The organism is Pseudomonas fluorescens (assembly GCF_003732425.1).
GTDB lineage: Bacteria > Pseudomonadota > Gammaproteobacteria > Pseudomonadales > Pseudomonadaceae > Aquipseudomonas > Aquipseudomonas fluorescens_BE.
Window position 1 is genome coordinate 1 of record NZ_MOBX01000004.1, and the last position, 19,691, is coordinate 19,691.

Annotated in this window: 20 protein-coding genes; 8 read left to right on the plus strand and 12 right to left on the minus strand. The window is 57.9% G+C overall.

Annotated elements, in window-relative coordinates; genetic code table 11:
- The first annotated feature begins 483 nt into the window (after window positions 1–483).
- Window positions 484–813, plus strand: a complete 330-nt coding sequence (locus BK670_RS07050; RefSeq protein WP_123449202.1) for a hypothetical protein — start codon at window positions 484–486, stop codon at window positions 811–813.
- Window positions 814–826: 13 nt separating this feature from the next.
- Here the strand turns inward: BK670_RS07050 and BK670_RS07055 are convergent, their stop codons facing one another.
- Together BK670_RS07055 and BK670_RS07060 are read right to left on the minus strand one after the other, a co-directional pair.
- Window positions 827–1,195 (minus strand): PH domain-containing protein, encoded by a 369-nt coding sequence (locus tag BK670_RS07055; RefSeq protein ID WP_123449203.1) that lies wholly within the window; start codon window positions 1,193–1,195, stop codon window positions 827–829.
- Between the two features lie 45 nt (window positions 1,196–1,240).
- On the minus strand, window positions 1,241–1,987 hold the full coding sequence (locus BK670_RS07060; protein ID WP_123449204.1) for a hypothetical protein: 747 nt from the start codon (window positions 1,985–1,987) through the stop codon (window positions 1,241–1,243).
- Window positions 1,988–2,013: 26 nt separating this feature from the next.
- On the opposite strand from BK670_RS07060, the gene BK670_RS07065 reads away from it, so the two are divergent.
- The 3 genes from BK670_RS07065 to BK670_RS07075 all read left to right on the plus strand — a co-directional run bounded on the left by BK670_RS07065 (window position 2,014) and on the right by BK670_RS07075 (window position 5,316).
- Window positions 2,014–2,472, plus strand: coding sequence for a hypothetical protein (locus BK670_RS07065; protein ID WP_259697537.1), 459 nt, complete (start codon window positions 2,014–2,016; stop codon window positions 2,470–2,472).
- A gap of 115 nt (window positions 2,473–2,587) precedes the next feature.
- Complete coding sequence (locus BK670_RS07070; RefSeq protein WP_123449205.1) at window positions 2,588–3,325, plus strand: hypothetical protein; 738 nt, start codon at window positions 2,588–2,590, stop codon at window positions 3,323–3,325.
- A 71-nt stretch (window positions 3,326–3,396) separates the two neighbouring features.
- Window positions 3,397–5,316: an alkaline phosphatase D family protein gene (locus BK670_RS07075; RefSeq protein ID WP_123449206.1), complete on the plus strand. Its 1,920-nt coding sequence runs from the start codon at window positions 3,397–3,399 to the stop codon at window positions 5,314–5,316.
- 122 nt (window positions 5,317–5,438) lie between these two features.
- Here the strand turns inward: BK670_RS07075 and BK670_RS07080 are convergent, their stop codons facing one another.
- Window positions 5,439–6,611, minus strand: a complete 1,173-nt coding sequence (locus tag BK670_RS07080; protein WP_123449207.1) for an aspartate aminotransferase family protein — start codon at window positions 6,609–6,611, stop codon at window positions 5,439–5,441.
- A gap of 102 nt (window positions 6,612–6,713) precedes the next feature.
- On the opposite strand from BK670_RS07080, the gene BK670_RS07085 reads away from it, so the two are divergent.
- The 3 genes from BK670_RS07085 (at window position 6,714) to BK670_RS07095 (ending at window position 8,914) form a co-directional block, all read left to right on the plus strand.
- Window positions 6,714–7,619, plus strand: coding sequence for a LysR family transcriptional regulator (locus tag BK670_RS07085; protein WP_123449208.1), 906 nt, complete (start codon window positions 6,714–6,716; stop codon window positions 7,617–7,619).
- A gap of 54 nt (window positions 7,620–7,673) precedes the next feature.
- A complete protein-coding gene (locus tag BK670_RS07090; RefSeq protein ID WP_123449209.1) occupies window positions 7,674–8,078 on the plus strand; it encodes a GNAT family N-acetyltransferase in 405 nt (134 codons plus the stop codon).
- A gap of 134 nt (window positions 8,079–8,212) precedes the next feature.
- The gene (locus BK670_RS07095; protein WP_123449210.1) at window positions 8,213–8,914 is read left to right on the plus strand and encodes a hypothetical protein; all 702 of its coding nucleotides are present in this window, start codon (window positions 8,213–8,215) and stop codon (window positions 8,912–8,914) included.
- A 74-nt stretch (window positions 8,915–8,988) separates the two neighbouring features.
- Here the strand turns inward: BK670_RS07095 and BK670_RS07100 are convergent, their stop codons facing one another.
- The 9 genes from BK670_RS07100 to hmpA all read right to left on the minus strand — a co-directional run bounded on the left by BK670_RS07100 (window position 8,989) and on the right by hmpA (window position 17,951).
- The gene (locus BK670_RS07100; protein ID WP_123449211.1) at window positions 8,989–9,480 is read right to left on the minus strand and encodes a RidA family protein; all 492 of its coding nucleotides are present in this window, start codon (window positions 9,478–9,480) and stop codon (window positions 8,989–8,991) included.
- A gap of 313 nt (window positions 9,481–9,793) precedes the next feature.
- Window positions 9,794–10,681 carry a heme o synthase gene (cyoE, locus tag BK670_RS07105; protein WP_007916939.1) on the minus strand — a complete coding sequence of 296 codons (888 nt, stop codon included), beginning with the start codon at window positions 10,679–10,681 and terminating at the stop codon, window positions 9,794–9,796.
- 11 nt (window positions 10,682–10,692) lie between these two features.
- Window positions 10,693–11,028 carry a cytochrome o ubiquinol oxidase subunit IV gene (gene cyoD / locus BK670_RS07110; protein ID WP_123449212.1) on the minus strand — a complete coding sequence of 112 codons (336 nt, stop codon included), beginning with the start codon at window positions 11,026–11,028 and terminating at the stop codon, window positions 10,693–10,695.
- Window positions 11,028–11,651, minus strand: a complete 624-nt coding sequence (cyoC, locus tag BK670_RS07115; protein WP_003227982.1) for a cytochrome o ubiquinol oxidase subunit III — start codon at window positions 11,649–11,651, stop codon at window positions 11,028–11,030. The genes cyoD and cyoC overlap by 1 nt, the downstream gene beginning before the upstream one ends.
- A 3-nt stretch (window positions 11,652–11,654) precedes the next feature.
- Window positions 11,655–13,685 carry a cytochrome o ubiquinol oxidase subunit I gene (gene cyoB / locus BK670_RS07120; RefSeq protein WP_007916945.1) on the minus strand — a complete coding sequence of 677 codons (2,031 nt, stop codon included), beginning with the start codon at window positions 13,683–13,685 and terminating at the stop codon, window positions 11,655–11,657.
- 3 nt (window positions 13,686–13,688) lie between these two features.
- Window positions 13,689–14,630 carry a ubiquinol oxidase subunit II gene (cyoA, locus tag BK670_RS07125; RefSeq protein ID WP_007916947.1) on the minus strand — a complete coding sequence of 314 codons (942 nt, stop codon included), beginning with the start codon at window positions 14,628–14,630 and terminating at the stop codon, window positions 13,689–13,691.
- Window positions 14,631–15,455: 825 nt separating this feature from the next.
- Complete coding sequence (locus tag BK670_RS07135; RefSeq protein WP_123449213.1) at window positions 15,456–15,965, minus strand: disulfide bond formation protein B; 510 nt, start codon at window positions 15,963–15,965, stop codon at window positions 15,456–15,458.
- Window positions 15,966–15,990: 25 nt separating this feature from the next.
- Complete coding sequence (locus tag BK670_RS07140; protein WP_123449214.1) at window positions 15,991–16,551, minus strand: ester cyclase; 561 nt, start codon at window positions 16,549–16,551, stop codon at window positions 15,991–15,993.
- Window positions 16,552–16,769: 218 nt separating this feature from the next.
- On the minus strand, window positions 16,770–17,951 hold the full coding sequence (gene hmpA / locus BK670_RS07145; RefSeq protein ID WP_123449215.1) for an NO-inducible flavohemoprotein: 1,182 nt from the start codon (window positions 17,949–17,951) through the stop codon (window positions 16,770–16,772).
- Window positions 17,952–18,114: 163 nt separating this feature from the next.
- On the opposite strand from hmpA, the gene norR reads away from it, so the two are divergent.
- On the plus strand, window positions 18,115–19,674 hold the full coding sequence (gene norR, locus BK670_RS07150; protein ID WP_123449216.1) for a nitric oxide reductase transcriptional regulator NorR: 1,560 nt from the start codon (window positions 18,115–18,117) through the stop codon (window positions 19,672–19,674).
- The last annotated feature ends 17 nt before the right edge of the window (window positions 19,675–19,691 follow it).

Sequence of the window (19,691 nt, forward strand, 5' to 3'; positions counted from 1 at the left end):
TTTCGTCTCAACCGAGGCGCGCATTCTACAGCAGCCTCATTTGCTGTCAAGTGGTTATTTTCAGAAGTTTTCGAAGATTTCTTCAACAACTTCAACCACTTGCGCTTCCGATCTCTCGTCAGCGGGAGGCGAATAATACAGCATTAAAGTACCTGGTCAACCCCCCTCAAGAAATTCTTTTCCCTGACCGAAATGCCGGGCTGCGACTGCGGCCATCTGATCCCGTGTAAAGACGTAGAAGCCGATTGAAGTCCGCACCTCTAGGGTGAATTCGCGAACGACGGGTTAGACAGCAGAGCGGATTTTGCGTGGGAGCCTGTTTTTCGCAGCCACTTTCAGTGCCGCATCTATCTTAGAATGTTTTCCCGCTGCCTCGGGTCGATGGCTGCCTATAACGGCAGGGCGAACTCCGACAGACCTGATTGCCTTGCTGAACGATGACTCACCTTCGAAACCTCAAAAATAGCCCCTAGGACTTAAATCATGGAAACGTCACTGGAAACAGTCGCCCTTTTCTCCCTCAAACTCGCGTATGAGGAAGAAGGCCTGAGCCCGATCCTGCGGGACGACATGGTCATGGGCGATTACCAGAAAGACGTTTTCGAATTGCTGGTGCGGCGCGGGGATGTCGAGACCATTCAGTTAAAAATGAACGAATGCCTGGGCTTGGCGATGGGTGCCTTGGGCGGTGTCGAAAAACCGTTGGGGCGCGAGTTGCAAAAATTGTCCATCGATTTGAGCGAGGTGCGGTCGATGGAGCAGTTGAATCAACCGCTTCTCGCGCTCAAGGGTTATTTGAAAGACATCTTGTGATTGGACTGTGCCTTTATAGAAGATGCTTTGAGATGTACTTCGATATCTCCACCATCGAAGTCTTCCCCGTAAATTCGAACTTCACTTTCCCCAGCGACGAAAAGTAGATTTCCAGCTCTGAATCCAGATCGAACGTTCCCGACGTCTCCACCGAATACGCGACGATGTTCTTGTAGGGCAAGGACGTGAAGTCCTTCTTGCTGCCAGTGATGCCTTGAACGTTGACCGCGATAATGCGCTTGTTGGTAAACACCACACCATCACGCATGGCCTTGTAAGAGTCGATCACTTGTTCCCCGTCGAGCAACAAGGTGGTGACGCGCTCGGCGTACTCATCGTTCTGCTTGAGTTTGAAGAAGCCTTTGTTGTTGAAGTCGATCATCTGTCCATCCTCATCGTCCAGAAAACATCCCCGTATTTCTTTGCTTCAACGACGGGCTTTCAGCACCCGGATATCCGTTGGAAACCCATCCGCGCCGACAAGCTTTTTCCAGCCCAGATACTGAAACTCGCCCTTCTCATCAATGTAGTCCCCCTTCTCCACTGAGCGGCCGCCAAACACCGCCACGCGTTTAACTTCACCGCAACCGCCATCCGAAGGCCTGACGGTGTAGATCACATACGGCTTTATATACTGCGTGGCGCGGAAGTATTGGCCGCAGATTTCGTCGACGGTGATCAACATGGTTTTCAGGCGTGCTTCGCCGTCGGTGTCTTCGTGCAGTTTCAGGAAGGAGATGTCACCGACGTCGCTGTAGCCGAGGGCGCGAGCGCGTTGGTATTCGGGGGAGTTCTGGTGGGCGATGCGACCTTCCTCCGCAGCACCTTGCATTTTCGCGGCGAACTCGGCTTTGCCTTGGGCAATCATTGCTTCAGCCTGGCCCGCGACGTTTTCGCATTCGGTGAATTCTCGCGAGCCCAGGTGATTGGGCGTCAGGTTCGAGCGTTGTTCATTCATCGTCCGCAGGTTGCTTTCCAGCGCGAACATCACGTCATAAGCCGTGGTGCGACCGCTGTATACGTCGGCCATTTTTTCCAGCACCCGCTGGCAGTTGCCGACGTAATACTTCCAGCTGTTTTCCGGGTGTTCTTGCACGGCGGCGAATGCCGGGGTCATTGCAACGGCGAGTGTGATTACGCAGAACAGGCGTATAGCGTGGGTGCTGACAGGCATAGGTAGTCCGTTACTGAGATAGAGCGATGGCGCGAAGCTACTATTTTGCTATCTTGCCGTCCACTGCCAATAACGAGGACACCAACGCCTCGATGGAGATCAATTTTCAGGGGGAAAACACCATGATGGCTTTGCTGTACTTTTTCGTCTGGGCAGCCGTTTGGGCATGGGTGGTGCAAACCCGTGGAGCCTGGAATCTGATACTCGCCAACCTGGCGGGTGCCGCCAGCGGCTTCATCGTCGCAATGATTTTTTCGGTGATCTGTTCGGGCCTTTTCCCGGCGCACGTGCCTCCTTCACCCGAGAACCTGGCCAGTAGCGTGTTCCAGATGATCAGCACTTTCGGCGTGCTGGCGGGTGTCTGGATGTGGCTGGTCAGGCGTCCTCGGCCAGAGCATCCGTTGGCCCGCCAGCTTTTCGCCAGCGTCTGTGGGTTAGCGGCTGGTATGACAACACTGGCGTTTTTCGCGCTCAATTTTCACTGAGCGCCGCTATCGTCACTGGCAATACACGTCTGTTTTGTTATCTTGCCGCCCATCGTCAGCGTTCACCTTGGGCGTGCGTTGATTTCAGGTTTTGAAGGTTTAAGGAAAGGATCGAATGGAGTTTCTGCGTTTTCTGGCGATTGTTGCCGTCTGGGGTTTCATGTGGCGCTGGGTGGTCAAGAACCGTGGCAGCTGGAATATTTTCTACGGCAACATCGTTGGCGCAGCGGGTGGTTTCATTGTTGCGATGGTGGTGCTGTCGATCACGCTGTCGTTGTTTCCTTCGTCGCATGACTACGAAGCGCCGCAGGCTGAAAACACGCAGGTCGCCGAGTCGACCTCTCTATTGCCTGAAGCCGAGTCAATCACGCCCGCCGCCGAGCTGAAGGATGCGCCGGTTTTTGCTGCCATCGAACCGGACGACAAGCCTTCTCCTGCCGACTCTGCCTTGTTGCCGAACTACGCCAGCCGGGCGCCGAAATCAATCGGCTTACAGACCGTGCTGGATCAAAGCGACTATCAGGGTCGCATGGCCCTGGCAGCGTTGAACAAGAAGTTGCGCGGCGACGCACAGGCCGACAAGTCGATGATCGCGTATGTCATGTGCAGCCCGTTTGTGACCAGCACGCTGCGCTTTCCCGCCTCGGCGCGCTTTGCTGACAGCAAAGCGCTGGTCAGCCACCGCTTCAAGGACCAGGTCTACACCTTCAACAACACCGTCACCGCGCGCAACATGAACGGCGACGATGTCACCTACCGTTTCGATTGCTCCGTGCAAGAACAGCCGCGAACTGACGCACTACCTGCGCAATGGCGTTTGTTGGCGCTGAAAGTGCAAAAAGCCGACTCTTAAGGCTCATTTAAGGGTTCAAGGCGCCGCCTGCGCTATCATCGCCGGCCTGTGCGCCTTGAGCTTTGCCCTCGATGTCTTCGACACCCGCTGACCTGATCCCGCTGCCTCCTGTCCTGGCCGGCCCGCTGTTGCGACGGCTGGAGCCAACGCGCATGGTCATGTGGTTGGTCGGCACGCGGCCACTGGCGCTGACCTTGCGCCTGCAAGGTGTGGGAGACATTCCTCTCGACGCCGGGAAATGCACGGTCATTCCCGTAGGCCGCCAGGCGTTCGTTCATCTCATCGATGTTGCTCTGGACAGCGCCCTGCCCTGCGATACGCGGATCGACTATGACCTGTTGATCGACAGCACATCCGGCATCGCCGACTGGGCGGCGCATCTGCTATACGGCAATGCAGTCAGCCCGAACCTGGTCCTGCGCTCGCGGATCGATCAACTGCTGCACGGCTCTTGCCGTAAGCCGCATCACCCGGCGGCGGATGGTTTGCTTTGCGTCGATCAACTGCTGGCAACGGAAACCGATGCGCAACAACGGCCGGCGCTGCTGATGATGAGCGGTGATCAGGTCTACGCCGACGATGTAGCCGGCCCGATGTTGCGGGCGATTCATGCCTTGATCGAACGGCTCGGCCTGTTCGACGAACACCTCGAAGGCGCCGTGGTCAGCGACAGCGCCAAGCTCTACGAGCACCCGGCCAGTTACTACCACCGTGCGGATTTGTTACCGGCACTGGAGAGCAACGAGACGTTGCGCGAGCGATTTTTCGGCGGTGCGCGTAAGCCGATTTTCACCAGCAGCAGCGCTGACAATCACTTGGTGACGTTCGCCGAAGTCATGGCGATGTACTTACTGGTATGGTCGCCAACGGCCTGGTCGCTGATCGATCCGCGCGCGCCCGACCTGACGCCCGAACGCCTCAAGCGCTATACCCTCGAACAGACCCGCATCGATGCCTTCAAGGCTGGATTGGGCAAGGTCGCCCGCGCGCTGGCGCATCTGCCGAGCCTGATGATTTTCGACGATCACGACATCACAGATGACTGGAACCTGTCCGCGCAATGGGAGGAAACGGCCTACGGCCATCCGTTCTCCAAACGCATTATCGGCAATGCGCTGATCGCCTATATGTTGTGTCAGGGCTGGGGCAATAACCCCGATGCGTTCAAAGATGTGTTGGAGAAAACTGCGCGGTTGAGTGCCAGCGGTGATGATCAGTATCTCGACAGCCCGGTGCAGGACGATTTGATCGATGAGCTACTGCGCTTTCAGCAATGGCATTTCGTCCTGCCAACCAGCCCGGCGCTGGTGGTCATCGACACCCGCACCCGACGCTGGCGCAGTGAAATGACGCTCAAGCAACCCTCGGGCCTGCTCGATTGGGAGGCGCTGAGCGAACTGCAACAGGAGCTGCTCGATCATCCGTCAGCAATCATCGTGTCGCCGGCGCCGATTTTCGGTGTGAAGCTGATTGAAACGGTGCAGAAGGTCTTCAGTTGGTGCGGCTACCCGCTGCTGGTCGACGCGGAAAACTGGATGGCTCATCGCGGTGCGGCGCAGGTAATCCTGAACATTTTCCGCCACTCGCGCACACCCGGGAACTACGTGGTGCTGTCCGGCGACGTGCATTATTCCTTCGTCTACGAAGTGCTTATCCGCCACCGCAAGGCCGGTCCGCGGATCTGGCAGATCACCAGTAGCGGCATCAAGAATGAGTTTCCGAAAACCTTGCTGGAATGGTTCGACCGTCTCAACCGCTGGCTCTATTCGCCACGCTCACCGCTGAACTGGTTTACCAAACGCCGACGCATGCGCATCGTGCCGTACACGCCAGAACACGCTGAGGCGGGCGAACGCTTGTGGAATTCGGCGGGGATCGGTCAGGTGTTTTTCAATGAGCAGGGGCAGCCGCGCGAGATCATTCAGCACAACTCCAATGGCGCGGCGAAGACACGGATGCTGGCGCCGGATCTGGCGGATTATCCGGACTAAGGCCTACACCGAGAATGTGCGAGCGAGCCTGCTCGCGAAAGCGGTCGATCATCCAGCAGAGGTGTTGACTGATAGACCGCCTTCGCGAGCAGGCTCGCTACCACAGTACTGCCTGCAAGCCATCAATGCGCGATCAGTGCTCGCCCCACACCTCTGACAATCATCTCCACCTCCCGCTCATCAATCGTCAACGGTGGCAGCAGCCGAATCGTCTTGCCCCGCGTGACGTTGATCAACAGCCCGTGATCCCGCGCCGCGATCAGGGTCAGATCACGCACCGGTTGTTTCAGCTCGATGCCGATCATCAAACCCTGACCACGAATCGCCAGGACATTGGGATTGTCCGCCAACTCTGCACGCAGCCGCGTCAACAGACGATCACCCTGAGTCCGGGCGTTTTCCAACAGTGCCTGTTCTTCGATGATATCCAGCACCGTGCATCCGACCCGGCACGCCAGCGGGTTGCCACCGAAGGTGCTGCCATGGCTGCCGGGGGTGAACAGATCTGCTGCCCGGCCCCGCGCCAGGCAAGCACCGATCGGCACGCCATTGCCCAGTCCTTTGGCCAGAGTCATGACATCCGGGACGATGCCTTCATGTTGAAACGCAAACCAGCGCCCAGTACGGCCGATGCCGGTCTGGATCTCATCGAGCATCAGTAGCCACGCATGGCGATTGCACAGTTCGCGCAGGGCTTTCAGGTAACCGGGTGGTGCGAGTTGCACGCCGCTTTCGCCCTGAATCGGCTCGACCAGAATTGCCACGATGCGCTCGCCGTACTTGCGCTGAATTTTCTCCAGCGCTGCGAGTTCGCCGAACGGCACTTTGAGGAAATCCCCCGGCAATTCGTTGAAGCCCAGTCGCACCGCCGGGCCATCGCTGGCCGACAAGGTGCCGAGTGTGCGGCCATGGAACGCGTTGGCCATGACCACTACCAGCGGCTGTTCGATGCCTTTGCGCCAGCCGTACAAACGCGCCAGTTTCAGCGCCGTTTCATTGGCCTCGGCACCGGAATTATTGAAGAACGCGCGCTCCATGCCCGACAGCTCAGTCAGCCGCTTGGCCAGTTGTTGCTGCCAATCGATGCTGTACAGATTGGAGGTGTGCAGCAGCAATCCCGCCTGCTCGCTGATCGCTGAAACGATCCGCGGGTGTGAGTGGCCGACGTTGGTCACCGCCACACCGGCAACCGCATCCAGATATTCGCGACCGGCCTGATCCCACAGGCGGGTGCCGAGCCCCTTGGTGAAACTCAGGGCCAGCGGTTGATAGGTGTTCATCAGGGCGGCGGTCATGACTTCAAACTCCAGTGAAGGTCGGTGTGCTGGCAGTATGGTTAGCCACCGAAACTGGATAAACTCGGCAAAACTTCATTCATTTAAAAGCAGAGCTTGATAATGGACCTGTTCCAGTCGATGAGCGTGTACGTCAAAGTCGTCGAAGCCGGGAGCATGACGGCGGCCGCGTTGCAGTGCGACATGTCGACGACCATGGTTGGCAATCATCTGCGTGCGCTAGAACGACGGCTGGGCGTGCAACTGCTGCAACGCACCACTCGACGTCAGCGACTCACTGAATTCGGCAGTGTTTATTACCAGCGCTGTCTGGAAGTGTTGGGATTGGTCGCCGACTCCGAACGCCTCGCCGAGCAGACCCTCGATCAACCCCGGGGCATGCTGCGCCTCACCGCGCCGCTGACGTTCGGCGTCGAGCGGCTGGCGCCGGCGCTTAGCGAATTTTCCTTGCTGTACCCGCAGGTCAAACTCGATGTGGTGCTGACCAACAGCCGGCCCGATCTACTGGAAAGCGGCCTCGATGTGGCGTTTCGCCTGGGCAATTTCGACCAGTCCAACCTGATTGCCCGGCCCCTGATCGACTACACCCTGACCGTGTGCGCCTCACCGCAATACGTCGCCCGGCGCGGCATGCCGAAAACCCCGGAAGATCTGCAACAACACGATTGCCTGTCGTTCGCCTACCCCGCCGGCGACGATTGGCAATCGGTGGAAAAGCGCTGGCGCCTCAGCGGCCCCGACGGGGAAATCATGGTCGACGTCAGCGGACCTATGCTGATCAACAGCTCCGCCGGCTTGCATCAGGCGGCACGCACCGGCATGGGCATCGTCATGTTGCCGGATGCGCTGGTGGAACAAGACCTGCGCGACGGCCGACTGGTGAAGGTGATTGCCGATTTCCAGCCGCCCAGCAGACCGATGCATCTGCTCTACGCGCCGGATCGCTATCGCTTGCCGAAACTGCGCCGGTTCGTCGAGTTTGCAATGCAGACGTGGGGGAAATCCTGACGTTATCTGCGCGAACCTCCCATGAAGAATCGCAGACAAGGACCCGAACGGCAGATGAACAACACACTCAACGTACGTGATTTGCTGCCCGCCGAAACGGAATCGGTGCGGCAGTTTCTCGGGCAGCATGGCTGGGGCCATCGCACCGGCTCAGCTGAACACTTCGCCCGGTTGATCGCGCACTCTCAGCGCACCGCCGTCGCCGTCCAGGGTGAGCGCATCATCGGTTTCGCTCGCGGGATCACCGATGGCTTGTCCAACGGCTACCTGTCGATGGTGGTGGTCGACGATCAGCATCGGCGTGAAGGGATTGGCCGCGCACTGGTGGAGTACATCATGGGCGACAACCCGGATATCACCTGGGTGCTGCGTGCCGGGCGCGAAGGCGCTGAGGCTTTTTTCGCCAGCCTGGGTTTTGCGACCTCGGTGATTGCCATGGAACGGCCGCGCCTGAAATAGCGCACGCCGGGAAAAAACTCGACCGGCAGACCGTTGCTCCGTGACAACGCCGCCGCGCTCCCCTAAATTAGTCGGCCTGAAAAAGCCCTTGGGTTTTCTCATCTCCACTCAAGTTAAAAAGTAGTGAAATTTCAATGTCCGATTTCAACACCGCTGAATCCGTAGTCACCGAATCGTCCAAAGCGGAATACGAAAACTCCATCAATCTTTCACAACACCTGCCACAAGCCAAAATCATCAGCGAGATGGTCCTGGACGCGTTCCAGTCGACCCGCGAAAGCGACCAGATCCGCGAACTGCGCGCGGCGATCCGTCAGGCTCACGACAGCTTCGATGACGACAAGGCCTACGAACTGATGGGCCAGCTCAAAGCCCTGAAAGATGCCGAAGCCGCTGACCTCGCCGCCCTTGAAGACCTCAGCAGCAAGTTCTCGATCGGCCGTATCCTGTCCAGCTTCAAGGACGATCCGGCGTTCCAGGAAATTGTTTATGGCCTGGCCCTCAAAGTGTTGAACCAGACCCATCAGGCGATCAGCAACCCGAGCGGCGGCAAGGGCAAAGCTGCAAAGAAGAAAGAAGTCGAGATCTTCACCATCAGCAAGGACGGCATCAGCGTGACCCTGCCGCTGCGCACGCCTCGCTCGCGCCTGAATGTTGACCGCGCAGCGCTGGAGTTCCTCGGCTTCACCTTCGTTGGCGAAGGCGAAGAAGCAGAGCTGGAAAGCGAAACGTTCCTCGACAACGCCGGCACTGAACAAGCCGTCAACCGCAAGAACATCATCACCGCGCTGCAACAGCAGACCGCGTTCGATGGCTACAGTATCGCCGCGCAGTAATACCGCAGCCGCTGTACGAAAAAAGCCCCGCGCTGAGATTCAGGCGGGGCTTTTTGTTGTCCGGCTTTCGAGGGTTATGCGCCCGAATGCAGCGCGACGATCATATCGACCTCAATCGCCGCGTTCTTCGGCAACTGATACACACCGACCGTGCTGCGCGTGTGCCGGCCGGCATCGCCGAGCACATGACTGAACACGTCCGAGGCACCGTTGGCGACTTCGCTCAGGTCAACGAAGTCTGGCGTCGACTTCACGTACACGGTGACCCGCAACAGTGCCTTGATCTTGTCCAGCGAACCGACGGCATCGACGATCAGCGCCAGACAACGCATCGCGCTGATGCTCGCGGCGGCTTGCGCATCTTTGAGGGTCAGCTCCAGACCGACGCGACCCGGGTACTGAATCTTGCCGTTAGTGCGCGGCACCATGCCGCTGATGTACAACTCATCGTGATGACGGATCAGCGGCGCATAGTTGCCGCCGGCGGTGTTCTCGCCATAAATGTCATAGTTCAGCTCTTGGGCCAGGGCAATAAAACGCTCGTCGCAGGTCATCCTCTCAGTCATTTCGCCCAGCCTTTTGATCAGTGCATGAAGTACCGCAGGTTGAGACAGTTGAGCACCAGTAAATGGCATGGCGCTATCACTGTCATGGCTGGATCCAAATCTAGGAGGTTTACCGGAAGTCTGCAACCGGCAACCCAGCACATTCAGTGACGTTGCGATTCGCGAGCAGGCTCGCTCCCACATGTGATCTGCGTCGATCACATGTGGGAGCGAGCCTGCTCGCGAATGGCGGCACATCAAATCAGCATAATCCACCCAACAAAAAACCCCGCACATCTCTCAATGTGCGGGGTTTTTCTTTAGCCTTTGAGCCTTACGGCGCGTACGTCAGCAGCAACTCTGCAGGCACCTTGAAGTCCAGGGACATCATGACGCTCAACGCAGTGATGGTGAAGATCGAGAACACGAACAGCTTGCGTGCCCAGACCGTGTCATCCACTGCCTTGTAGCCGGTCCAGGCCATGTACAACCAGTACATGCCCATGGCCGCAGCCACCGCGAGATAGCTCATGCCAGCGTAACCGCTGAAGGTCAGCATCAAGGTCGCTACGAGGAACGCCAGGATGTAGAGCAGGATGTGCTTCTTGGCCACTTGAATCCCGCGCTTCACTGGCAACACCGGAATCGATGCGGCCAGGTAATCGTTGAAGCGGAAGATCGCGATGGCGTAGGAATGCGGCATCTGCCACAGGCTGAACATCACCAGCAGGGTCAGCGCGGCCATGTCGAAGCTGTTGGTTACGGCAACGTAACCGATCACTGGCGGCATGGCGCCCGACAGACTGCCCACCAGCGTGCCGTGAACCGACTTGCGCTTTAGGTACAGGCTGTAGAAGCCGACGTAGATGATGAAGCCGATGACCGCGAACAACGCGGCCAACGGGTTGGCCACCTTGTACAACAACGCAACGCCGAGAACACCAAGGATGGTCGCGTAGACCAGGGCCAGTTTCAGGGAGATCAAGCCCTGCACCAGCACCCGGTTTTTAGTGCGTTCCATCTTCAGGTCGATGTCGCGGTCGATGCAGTTGTTGAACACGCAACCGGAGGCTACAACCAGGGAGGTGCCGATCATGGCTGCCAGAAACACGGCCAAATCGACATGCCCTTTCGAGGCCAGGAAGAACCCGCCTGCCACAGAAAGCACGTTACCGAAAATGATCCCCGGTTTGGTGATTTGGATAAAGTGCTTGAGCGACATCGGGTCTTACCTCACTTCGCCATCATGAACGTGTGGATGCTGAACATGATCCACAACGACAGGCCAACCAGCAGCAGGATCACGATGGCCGTGAAGACGAACGCGATCACGTTGTTACGCTGAGCAATGGAACGGTCCAGGTGCAGGAAGTAATACAGGTGAACGATCACCTGGATCACGGCGAACAACAGAACGATTGCCAGCGTGGTGGCTTTCGGCAGGCTCGGGTACATCACCAGACCGAAAGGAATCACGGTCAGGATCACCGACAGGATGAAGCCGATGGCGTACGACTTTACGCTGCCGTGGCCAGCATCATGGCTGTCATGGGAGTGTGCATTAGCCATTACAGAGTCCCCATCAGGTAAACAACGGTGAATACGCAGATCCACACCACGTCCAGGAAGTGCCAGAACAGGCTCAGGCAGCTCAGACGGGTCTTGTTGGTCGCCGTCAGGCCGTGCTTGTTGACCTGGTACATCATGATGCCCATCCAGATCAGACCCGCCGACACGTGCAGACCGTGGGTACCGACCAGGGTGAAGAACGCGGACAGGAAGCCCGAACGGCTAGGACCGAAGCCCTCGGAGATCAGCAGGTGGAACTCGTTGATCTCCATGGCGATAAAGCCTGCGCCGAGCAGGAAGGTCATGAACAACCAACCCAGAACCTGCTGCTTCTTGCCTTTGTACAACGCCAGCATGGCGAAGCCGTAGGTGATCGAACTGAACAACAGCAGAGCGGTTTCGCCCAGCACGTATGGCAGTTCGAAGATGTCGTGGCCCGACGGGCCACCGGCAACGTTGTTTACCAGTACTGCGTACACCGCGAAGATCGACGCAAACAGAATGCAGTCGGTCATCAGGTAGAGCCAGAAACCGTATACGGTCATCTCGCCCGAGTCGTGGTGATGGTCATCGTGCCCATGGTCACCATGGGCGTGTCCAACATTGGTCACTAAGTTCGACATGGTTTAAGCCTGTTCCAACGAGGTTTCAACACGGGTGGCACCGGCCGGGATTTTCCCTGCCGCGACCAGACGCTTGTGCTGCTCGGCTTCGATGCGCTCGATCGTTTCAACCGGAACCATATAGCCCTGGTCGTCACGTGCAGCGTGGATCACGAAGTAGATGACGGTGCCGGCCAGGCTGGCGATCGCCAACCACCAGATGTGCCAGATCATCGCGAAACCGAAGACGGTCAACAGTGCGCCCATCACCACGCCAGTGGCAGTGTTGTTCGGCATGTGGATCGGCTCGTACTTGGCCGGACGCTGGTACGCAGTACCATTTTCCTTGGCTTCGGTGAACGGGTCGATGCAGTCAGCCTTAGGCAGCACGGCAAAGTTGTAGAACGGAGGTGGCGACGAGGTCGACCATTCCAGGGTGTGTGCATTCCACGGGTCACCGTGATCGCAAACGTTCTCTGGCTTGTTGCGGTCACGCACACTGACGTACAGCTGGATCAGTTGGCAGGCGATACCGACAGCGATCATCACCGCACCGAACATGGCAACGTACAGGTACGGTACCCACTCAGGGTTGGTGGTGGCGTTCAGACGACGGGTCATGCCCATGAAGCCCAGTGCATAGAGCGGCATGAACGCGACGAAGAAGCCCGAGATCCAGAACCAGAACGCTGCTTTACCCCAGCCTTCGTGCAGCTTGAAGCCGAACGCTTTCGGGAAGTAGAACGCGAAACCAGCGATGTAACCGAATACCGCACCGCCGATGATCACGTTGTGGAAGTGTGCGATCACGAACAGGCTGTTGTGCAGCACGAAGTCAGCACCCGGGATGGCCAGCAGTACGCCGGTCATGCCGCCGATGGCGAAGGTCACCATGAAGCCCAGGGTCCACAGAACCTGGCTGGTGAAGCGCAGACGGCCCTGGTAGATGGTGAACAACCAGTTGAACAGTTTCACACCCGTCGGGATGGAAATCAGCATCGTCGCCAGACCGAAGAAGGCGTTGACGCTGGCACCCGAACCCATGGTGAAGAAGTGGTGCAGCCAAACCATGAAGCCCAGTACCGAGATCGCGCCCGAGGCGTAGATCATCGAGTGGTGGCCGAACAGTTTCTTGCCGGTGAACGCCGAGATCACTTCCGAGAAGATGCCGAATGCCGGCAGGATCAGGATGTATACCTCAGGGTGGCCCCAGGCCCAGAACAGGTTGACGTACATCATTGGATTGCCACCAAGTTCATTGGTGAAAATGTGGAAATCCATGTAACGGTCAAGGGTCAGCAGTGCCAGGGTAGCGGTCAGGATCGGGAACGAAGCCACGATCAGAACGTTTGCCCAGGTGCAGGTCCAGGTGAAGATCGGCATGTCCATCAGTTTCATGCCAGGGGTACGCATTTTCAGTACGGTCGCGAGGAAGTTAACCCCCGTTAGCGTCGTACCTAACCCGGATAGCTGTAGCGCCCAGATGTAGTAGTCCATGCCCACGCCAGGGCTGTATTGCAGACCCGACAGCGGTGGATACGCAACCCAACCGGTCTTGGCGAATTCGCCGACGCCCAGGGACAGGTTGATCAGCACAACGCCGGATACCAGCAGCCAGAAGCTCAGGGAGTTCAGGAACGGGAACGCAACGTCACGCGCGCCGATCTGCAGCGGCACTGCAAGGTTCATCAGGCCGGTGAAGAATGGCATCGCCATGAAGATGATCATGATCACACCGTGAGCGGTGAAGATCTGGTCATAGTGTTCAGGTGGCAGGTAGCCAGGCGAACCCTCGGTGGCCATGGCCAACTGGGTACGCATCATGATGGCGTCGGCAAAACCGCGCAGCAGCATGACCATGGCAACGATGATGTACATCACGCCGATTTTCTTGTGGTCGACCGAAGTCAGCCACTCGGTCCACAAGTAGGTCCACTTCTTGAAGTAGGTGATTGCAGCGAACAGCGCCAGACCACCGAGGGCGATCATGGCGATGGTCACCATCACGATCGGCTCGTGGAATGGGACTGCTTCCCAACTTAATTTACCAAACATCGTTTACTCCTCTGCCCCGGCAGCTGAATGCGAACTCGAGTCAATTTCCGTGGCCGCCACTTCTTTCTCTTTCTTCTCGTGCTTCAGCGGCTTGCCCGGCTTCATACCTTCGTACTTGTCGACGATGATCTGGAACTGGTTCGGCGTGACCGAGGAGTAGAGCTCGACTGGGTTGTTCTGGCTCGGTTTGGCAAGGGCCGCGTATTCAGCTTGATCAAGCTGTTTAGGTGACTTCTTGACTTCACTTACCCAGGCGTCGAAATCTTCCTGAGTGGTGGAGATAGCTTTGAACTTCATGCCGGTGAAACCCGCGCCGCTGTAGTTGGCGGAGATACCGTCCATTTCAGCGTTACGGTCAGCGATCAGGTGCAGCTTGGTCTGCATGCCCGCCATCGCGTAGATCTGGCCGCCCAGACCCGGGATGAAGAACGAGTTCATCACAGCGTCAGAGGTGATCTTGAAGTTGATTGGCGTGTGCGCCGGGAACACGATCTTGTTGACCGTGGCGATGCCTTGTTCCGGGTAGATGAACAGCCACTTCCAGTCCAGCGCGACCACTTCGATGGTCACTGGCTTGACGTCGGACTGAATCGGACGATACGGGTCCAGTTCGTGGGTCGAAATGTAGGTGATGTAACCCAGGGCAATGATGATCAGGACCGGGATGGTCCAGACTGCCACTTCGATTTTGGTCGAGTGCGACCATTTCGGGGTGTAGACGGCGTTCTTGTTCGACGCGCGGTACTTCCAGGCGAACAGGAAGGTCATGACGATAACCGGCACGACGACCAACAGCATCAGCAGGGTCGCGGTGATGATCAGGTTTCGCTGTTCCAGGCCAACCTGGCCCGTTGGATTGAGCAAGGTCATGTTGCAGCCTCCCAGCAACAACGTGCCGAGCAGCGGCACTAAGCCTAGTAATCTGGGGTACCTGTTTTTACTCATCTCACGACCTCTAAAGCAGCTTGCGCAATGCAGTTGGGTTTTGATCGCCAACACTTCACCCTGCCAAGGGTTGGCATTTTCTTTGGATTGAATAAGGGCCGCCCGTCGCGCGTCAGTCGCTCGACAAAACCTGGGACAGCGGTCAGTTCTTATTCGAATTCGTGGTCAAAGGCCTTGTTACAGACCAATTCCATTTGGTGCGGAAAGTTGGAAGGCACCGACACCTGGGTGTCTTGAAAGCCTTTCGACTCACTCGACACCCGACTTCCTGCTCGCCTCCTTAATAAAGGCTGAACAGTGCCGGGAATTCAGTGCGGGCGATTGTAGATAGGTAGCGCCCTATACACCATGTCTTATCCCGAAATAATTTTTATCCGTTCGAGCAACAATCCATCGCCATTTTTGCAAAAGTTCCACATGTTATCGAAATAGATTCTCAACAAAAACACCAAAAAATGTAGGTGTACCCGCGTCAGTTCAGACAGCTCTGAAGGCTATTTCCGAACGCTGGAACAGCGCAAAGCCCGATAACCCAAGGCTTTTGGCCATATACCCGCGCTTGTTAAAAGTGCCTGCTCTGGCACTCGCGTGCTAAAGCCGAAAAACCGCGAAACTGACCAATCCTTTTTTGTAACAACGGCCGATTCCGGGTCATCGAAGCGGCCTGCGACACCACGTATGTGACAACATGTCGCACACCTGCCACACCCTCCCTTGCCGTCCGTCACGGTGTTTTCACCAACACTCTGAAATGCAAAACGCCCCGATTGGCTGATCCGCAAATCGAGGCGTTTTCTGTATCGGCCAGACAGCCGAATAGTTGACTCAGCGCAGTGCTTTTCGGTTACGCGAGGTCAGCAGCGGTACCAGAATCACCACCAGCACGAACGCCACCAGCGCCCATTGCGCCAACGACAAGCCAAGGATCGGCGGGTACGGCGTCGAGCAGAAACCGTCGACCTGGAAGCCCAGCGGGAAGATCTTCGCCAGCGGCAGATCATCGACAATCGGCTGCAGTACATCGATGCCACAGCTCACCGCCGGATAGAACTGGGTGTACACGTGATGCCCGGCCACACCGGCCCCGGCAATCGCACAAATCACCACCAGCACTTCGAACACGGTGATGCTGCGACGGCTGCGCATGAACGCGCCGATGAACGCGAACAGCGCGATCAGCAGCAACGCGTAGCGCTGCAAAATGCACAGTGGGCACGGCGCCTCGCCGAGCACGATCTGCATGTACAAAGCACCGCCGATCAGTGCCAGGCAGATGATGCCCAGCAGCACCAGAAAGCGCCGCTCACGTCCCAGTCGAATCGTTTCCTCGCTCATCGCGTTTCCCTTTTATGTCCATGGTTCAGCTGGCCGGCGGCTGCGCTTGCAGCTGCGCCATCAAGCTGATGTTGTCTTCGATATGCCAATTGGCCGCGATGCGACCGTTGTCGATCTGATAGATATCGGTTGCCCGGAAGTCTACACGCTGCCCCTGCCCTTTGAGAGCCTTGAACGTACCGCTGAAGTGCCCGCGAAAGTGCAGATGCACCACCACGCGATCACCGGCGATGATCATTTGCTCGATGTCGCAACTCAAGTCCGGGACGGCCGTGCGAAAGAACTTCGACGCCAGCAACGGCCCGGTCGGCCCCTGCACCCGGCCTTCGGGCGGCGCCTGGTCGACAAACTGCGGCGACAACGCCGCCGTAGCCAACGCCTCCTCACCGGAATTCCAGAAACTGCCATAACGCCGCGCGGCCAAGGCCATGGCTTTAACCTGCGCCTTGGGCAGGCTCTGATCGACGATCAGGGTCTGCGGTTCTATCAAGGCAGATTCGGCAGAAGCAAACGGACTGACCAGCAACGCGGCGGAAACACCGATGGCTGCAAAGCTGAAACGACGGGCGAAGGTGAAGTGCGACATGGGGGCGATCCTGATCATGTAAACGAACGAGCGCCTATCATCAGCATCGGGGAATAAACGATAAACCGGTTAAGAAACGATTAACCTTTAAACACTTTTTAATAATCAGCACCGCATAACGGCCTTCGCGAGCAGGCTCGCTCCCACATTGGACCTGCGTCGAACACAAATCCTGTGGGAGCGAGCCTGCTCGCGAATGAAGGCAACCCGGTTCTGGATTATTCCAAAGCCGCAGCCGGCCCGAAGAACTCATAACGGCTCTGCTTCTCCGGTACACCCAGCGCTTTCAAATGCCGTTTGATCGCCCCCATGAAACCCTTCGGCCCAAGGAAGTACGCATCGACATCACGCTTAGCCGGCAACCACTCGCCCAGCAGCGCCTGATCCAGCATCCCGACCTTGTCCGCCGCCGGGCTCACACCGTCATCTTCGGCGTAGCAGTAAAAACGCTTGAGTTGCGGATGACGCGTCGCCAGCTCATCAATCCAGTCGCGGAACGCATGCACGCTGCCATTGCGCGCGCAGTGGATAAAGTGCACCGGACGCTCGGTTTCCAGCGCTGCCTCAAGCATCGCCAGGGTCGGCGTGATGCCGACGCCACCACTGATTAGCACCAGCGGTTTGTCGCTGGCGGTCAAGGTGAACTCACCCGATGGCGGGAACAGTTGAATGCTCGCGCCGACCTGCAGTTGATCGTGTAAGTGGTTGGAGGCACGGCCACCCGGTTCGCGTTTGACGCTGATGCGGTATTGACCGTTGTTCGCCAAGGCTGACAGCGAGTAGTTGCGGCGGATCTCTTCGCCATCGAGGATCAGCTTCATGCCGATGTACTGACCCGGTTCGGCGGCGAGAATCGGGCCTTTGTCTGCCGGCTCGAAGTAGAACGAAACGATTTCCGCACTCTCCTCGACCCTGGCCGCGACGATGAACTCACGCGCCCCGCGCCAGCCGCCAACGGCGTGTTCTTTCTGGTCGTAGATCGCCGTTTCGGCGCCGATCAGAATGTCCGCCAGTTGGCCGTACGCCGCGCCCCAGGCGCTCATCACTTCTGGCGTGGCGATCTCTTCGCCAAGCACTTCGGAAATCGCCCGCAGCAGGCAGGCGCCGACAATCGGGTAGTGCTCCGGGAGAATCTGCAGGGCGACGTGCTTGTTGATGATCTTCACCACCAGATCGCCCAACTGGTCGAGCTGATCGATGTGCCGCGCATACATCAACACGCCGTTGGCCAAGGCGCGTGGCTGGTCACCGCTGGCCTGGTGGGCCTGGTTAAACAGCGGGCGGACTTCAGGGTATTCAGAGAGCATCATGCGGTAAAAATGAGTGATCAGCGCTTCACCGCCGCTTTCCAGCAGGGGCACGGTGGATTTGACGATGGCACGATCCTGAACGCTAAGCATAAGGTGACTCCTGAGCTTCTTGGAAAAGTTACCTAAGGGTTATCAGTATTCGTGCCAACTAATTTATTCATATAAATCAATAGCTTGAAATTTACGTAGTCATAAAGACTCAAAGCGCCTTATAGTCATCCCGACTACATCTTGTCTCTTTGACTACAAGACCATGACCGCCAAATCCCTGCTCACCGCCCTGCTGCCTTTAGTTTCCGATCTGTCTCGCGAATTGCCCGAGGGCGAGCGTTATCGACGTTTGCTCGAAGCCATGCGCGCCCTGCTGCCCTGCGATGCGGCGGCGTTGTTGCGTCTCGACGGTGAATCGCTGGTGCCGCTGGCGGTGGACGGTTTAAGCACCGACACCCTCGGTCGGCGCTTCAAAGTCAGCGAGCACCCGCGCTTCGAGATTCTGCTGAGTGGTGCCGGACCCACGCGCTTCGCCGCCGACAGCGACCTGCCCGACCCTTATGACGGCTTGGTCGACGGCCTCGACGAACACCTCGAGGTCCACGATTGCCTCGGCTGTCCTTTATTCGTCGATGAAAAACTCTGGGGCCTGATCACCCTCGACGCCCTCGATCCCGAGCGTTTCGAACCGATCGAACTCGACGCCCTGCAAGCCTTCGCCAGCCTCGCCTCAGCCACGGTCAACGCCGCCGAACGCATCCAGCGCTTGGCTAATCGTGCAGAAGACGAGCATCAGCGCGCCGAGGTTTATCGCCAAGCCAGCGGTCAGCAGCACCGCGAGATGATCGGCCAGAGCAAGGCGTTGAAAAAACTGGTGGAGGAAATCAATCTGGTCGGCGGCAGCGATCTGACCGTGTTGATTACCGGCGAAACCGGCGTCGGCAAAGAGTTGGTCGCCCAGGCGATCCACGCCGCTTCACCGCGCGCCGACCAACCGATCATCAGCCTCAACTGTGCCGCGCTTCCGGATACGCTTGTAGAAAGCGAACTGTTCGGCCACGTGCGCGGCGCCTTCACTGGCGCCACCAGCGACCGTCGCGGCAAGTTCGAACTGGCCAATGGCGGCACGCTGTTTCTCGATGAAGTCGGCGAACTGTCGCTGACCGTGCAGGCGAAACTGTTGCGCGTTTTGCAGAGCGGCCAGTTGCAGCGCTTGGGCTCGGACAAGGAGCATCAGGTCGATGTGCGCCTGATTGCCGCGACCAACCGTGACCTGGCCGAAGAAGTGCGCAGCGGTCGCTATCGCGCCGACTTTTACCATCGCCTGAGCGTGTACCCGCTACGCGTGCCAGCGCTGCGTGATCGCGGCCGCGATGTGTTGTTGCTCAGTGGCTTCTTTCTTGAGCAGAACCGTTCGCGCATGGGCCTGAACAGCCTGCGCCTGAGCAGCGACGCCCAGGAAGCGTTGCTCGCCTACACTTGGCCGGGCAATGTGCGTGAACTGGAACACTTGATCGGGCGCAGTGCGTTGAAGGCGCTGGGCAACTGCCAGGTGCGGCCGAAGATTCTCAGCCTCAGTGCGGCAGATCTGGATCTGCCGCGTGATGTTGTGGATAACTCGGTTGAGCCGGTTGCCGGTGTTGTGCCTGAGATGCCGCTGATCAGCGGGGATCTGCGCAGTGCGACCGAGCAGTATCAGCGGCGTTTGATCAGTGCAGCGCTGGAACGCAATCAGGATAACTGGGCGAGTGCGGCGCGGGAGTTGGGGCTGGATCGGGCGAATCTTGGGCGGATGGCCAAGCGGTTGGGGATGAAAGGCTAAAAGCACCCTCACCCTAG

Bases quoted from the DNA above. Each gene is read 5' to 3' on its own strand.
- BK670_RS07050 (WP_123449202.1), top strand. From the start codon at position 484: ATGGAAACGTCACTGGAAACAGTCGCCCTTTTCTCCCTCAAACTCGCG.
- BK670_RS07055 (WP_123449203.1), bottom strand. From the start codon at position 1,195: ATGATCGACTTCAACAACAAAGGCTTCTTCAAACTCAAGCAGAACGAT.
- BK670_RS07060 (WP_123449204.1), bottom strand. From the start codon at position 1,987: ATGCCTGTCAGCACCCACGCTATACGCCTGTTCTGCGTAATCACACTC.
- BK670_RS07065 (WP_259697537.1), top strand. From the start codon at position 2,014: ATGGCGCGAAGCTACTATTTTGCTATCTTGCCGTCCACTGCCAATAAC.
- BK670_RS07070 (WP_123449205.1), top strand. From the start codon at position 2,588: ATGGAGTTTCTGCGTTTTCTGGCGATTGTTGCCGTCTGGGGTTTCATG.
- BK670_RS07075 (WP_123449206.1), top strand. From the start codon at position 3,397: ATGTCTTCGACACCCGCTGACCTGATCCCGCTGCCTCCTGTCCTGGCC.
- BK670_RS07080 (WP_123449207.1), bottom strand. From the start codon at position 6,611: ATGACCGCCGCCCTGATGAACACCTATCAACCGCTGGCCCTGAGTTTC.
- BK670_RS07085 (WP_123449208.1), top strand. From the start codon at position 6,714: ATGGACCTGTTCCAGTCGATGAGCGTGTACGTCAAAGTCGTCGAAGCC.
- BK670_RS07090 (WP_123449209.1), top strand. From the start codon at position 7,674: ATGAACAACACACTCAACGTACGTGATTTGCTGCCCGCCGAAACGGAA.
- BK670_RS07095 (WP_123449210.1), top strand. From the start codon at position 8,213: ATGTCCGATTTCAACACCGCTGAATCCGTAGTCACCGAATCGTCCAAA.
- BK670_RS07100 (WP_123449211.1), bottom strand. From the start codon at position 9,480: ATGACTGAGAGGATGACCTGCGACGAGCGTTTTATTGCCCTGGCCCAA.
- cyoE (WP_007916939.1), bottom strand. From the start codon at position 10,681: ATGTCGCTCAAGCACTTTATCCAAATCACCAAACCGGGGATCATTTTC.
- cyoD (WP_123449212.1), bottom strand. From the start codon at position 11,028: ATGGCTAATGCACACTCCCATGACAGCCATGATGCTGGCCACGGCAGC.
- cyoC (WP_003227982.1), bottom strand. From the start codon at position 11,651: ATGTCGAACTTAGTGACCAATGTTGGACACGCCCATGGTGACCATGGG.
- cyoB (WP_007916945.1), bottom strand. From the start codon at position 13,685: ATGTTTGGTAAATTAAGTTGGGAAGCAGTCCCATTCCACGAGCCGATC.
- cyoA (WP_007916947.1), bottom strand. From the start codon at position 14,630: ATGAGTAAAAACAGGTACCCCAGATTACTAGGCTTAGTGCCGCTGCTC.
- BK670_RS07135 (WP_123449213.1), bottom strand. From the start codon at position 15,965: ATGAGCGAGGAAACGATTCGACTGGGACGTGAGCGGCGCTTTCTGGTG.
- BK670_RS07140 (WP_123449214.1), bottom strand. From the start codon at position 16,551: ATGTCGCACTTCACCTTCGCCCGTCGTTTCAGCTTTGCAGCCATCGGT.
- hmpA (WP_123449215.1), bottom strand. From the start codon at position 17,951: ATGCTTAGCGTTCAGGATCGTGCCATCGTCAAATCCACCGTGCCCCTG.
- norR (WP_123449216.1), top strand. From the start codon at position 18,115: ATGACCGCCAAATCCCTGCTCACCGCCCTGCTGCCTTTAGTTTCCGAT.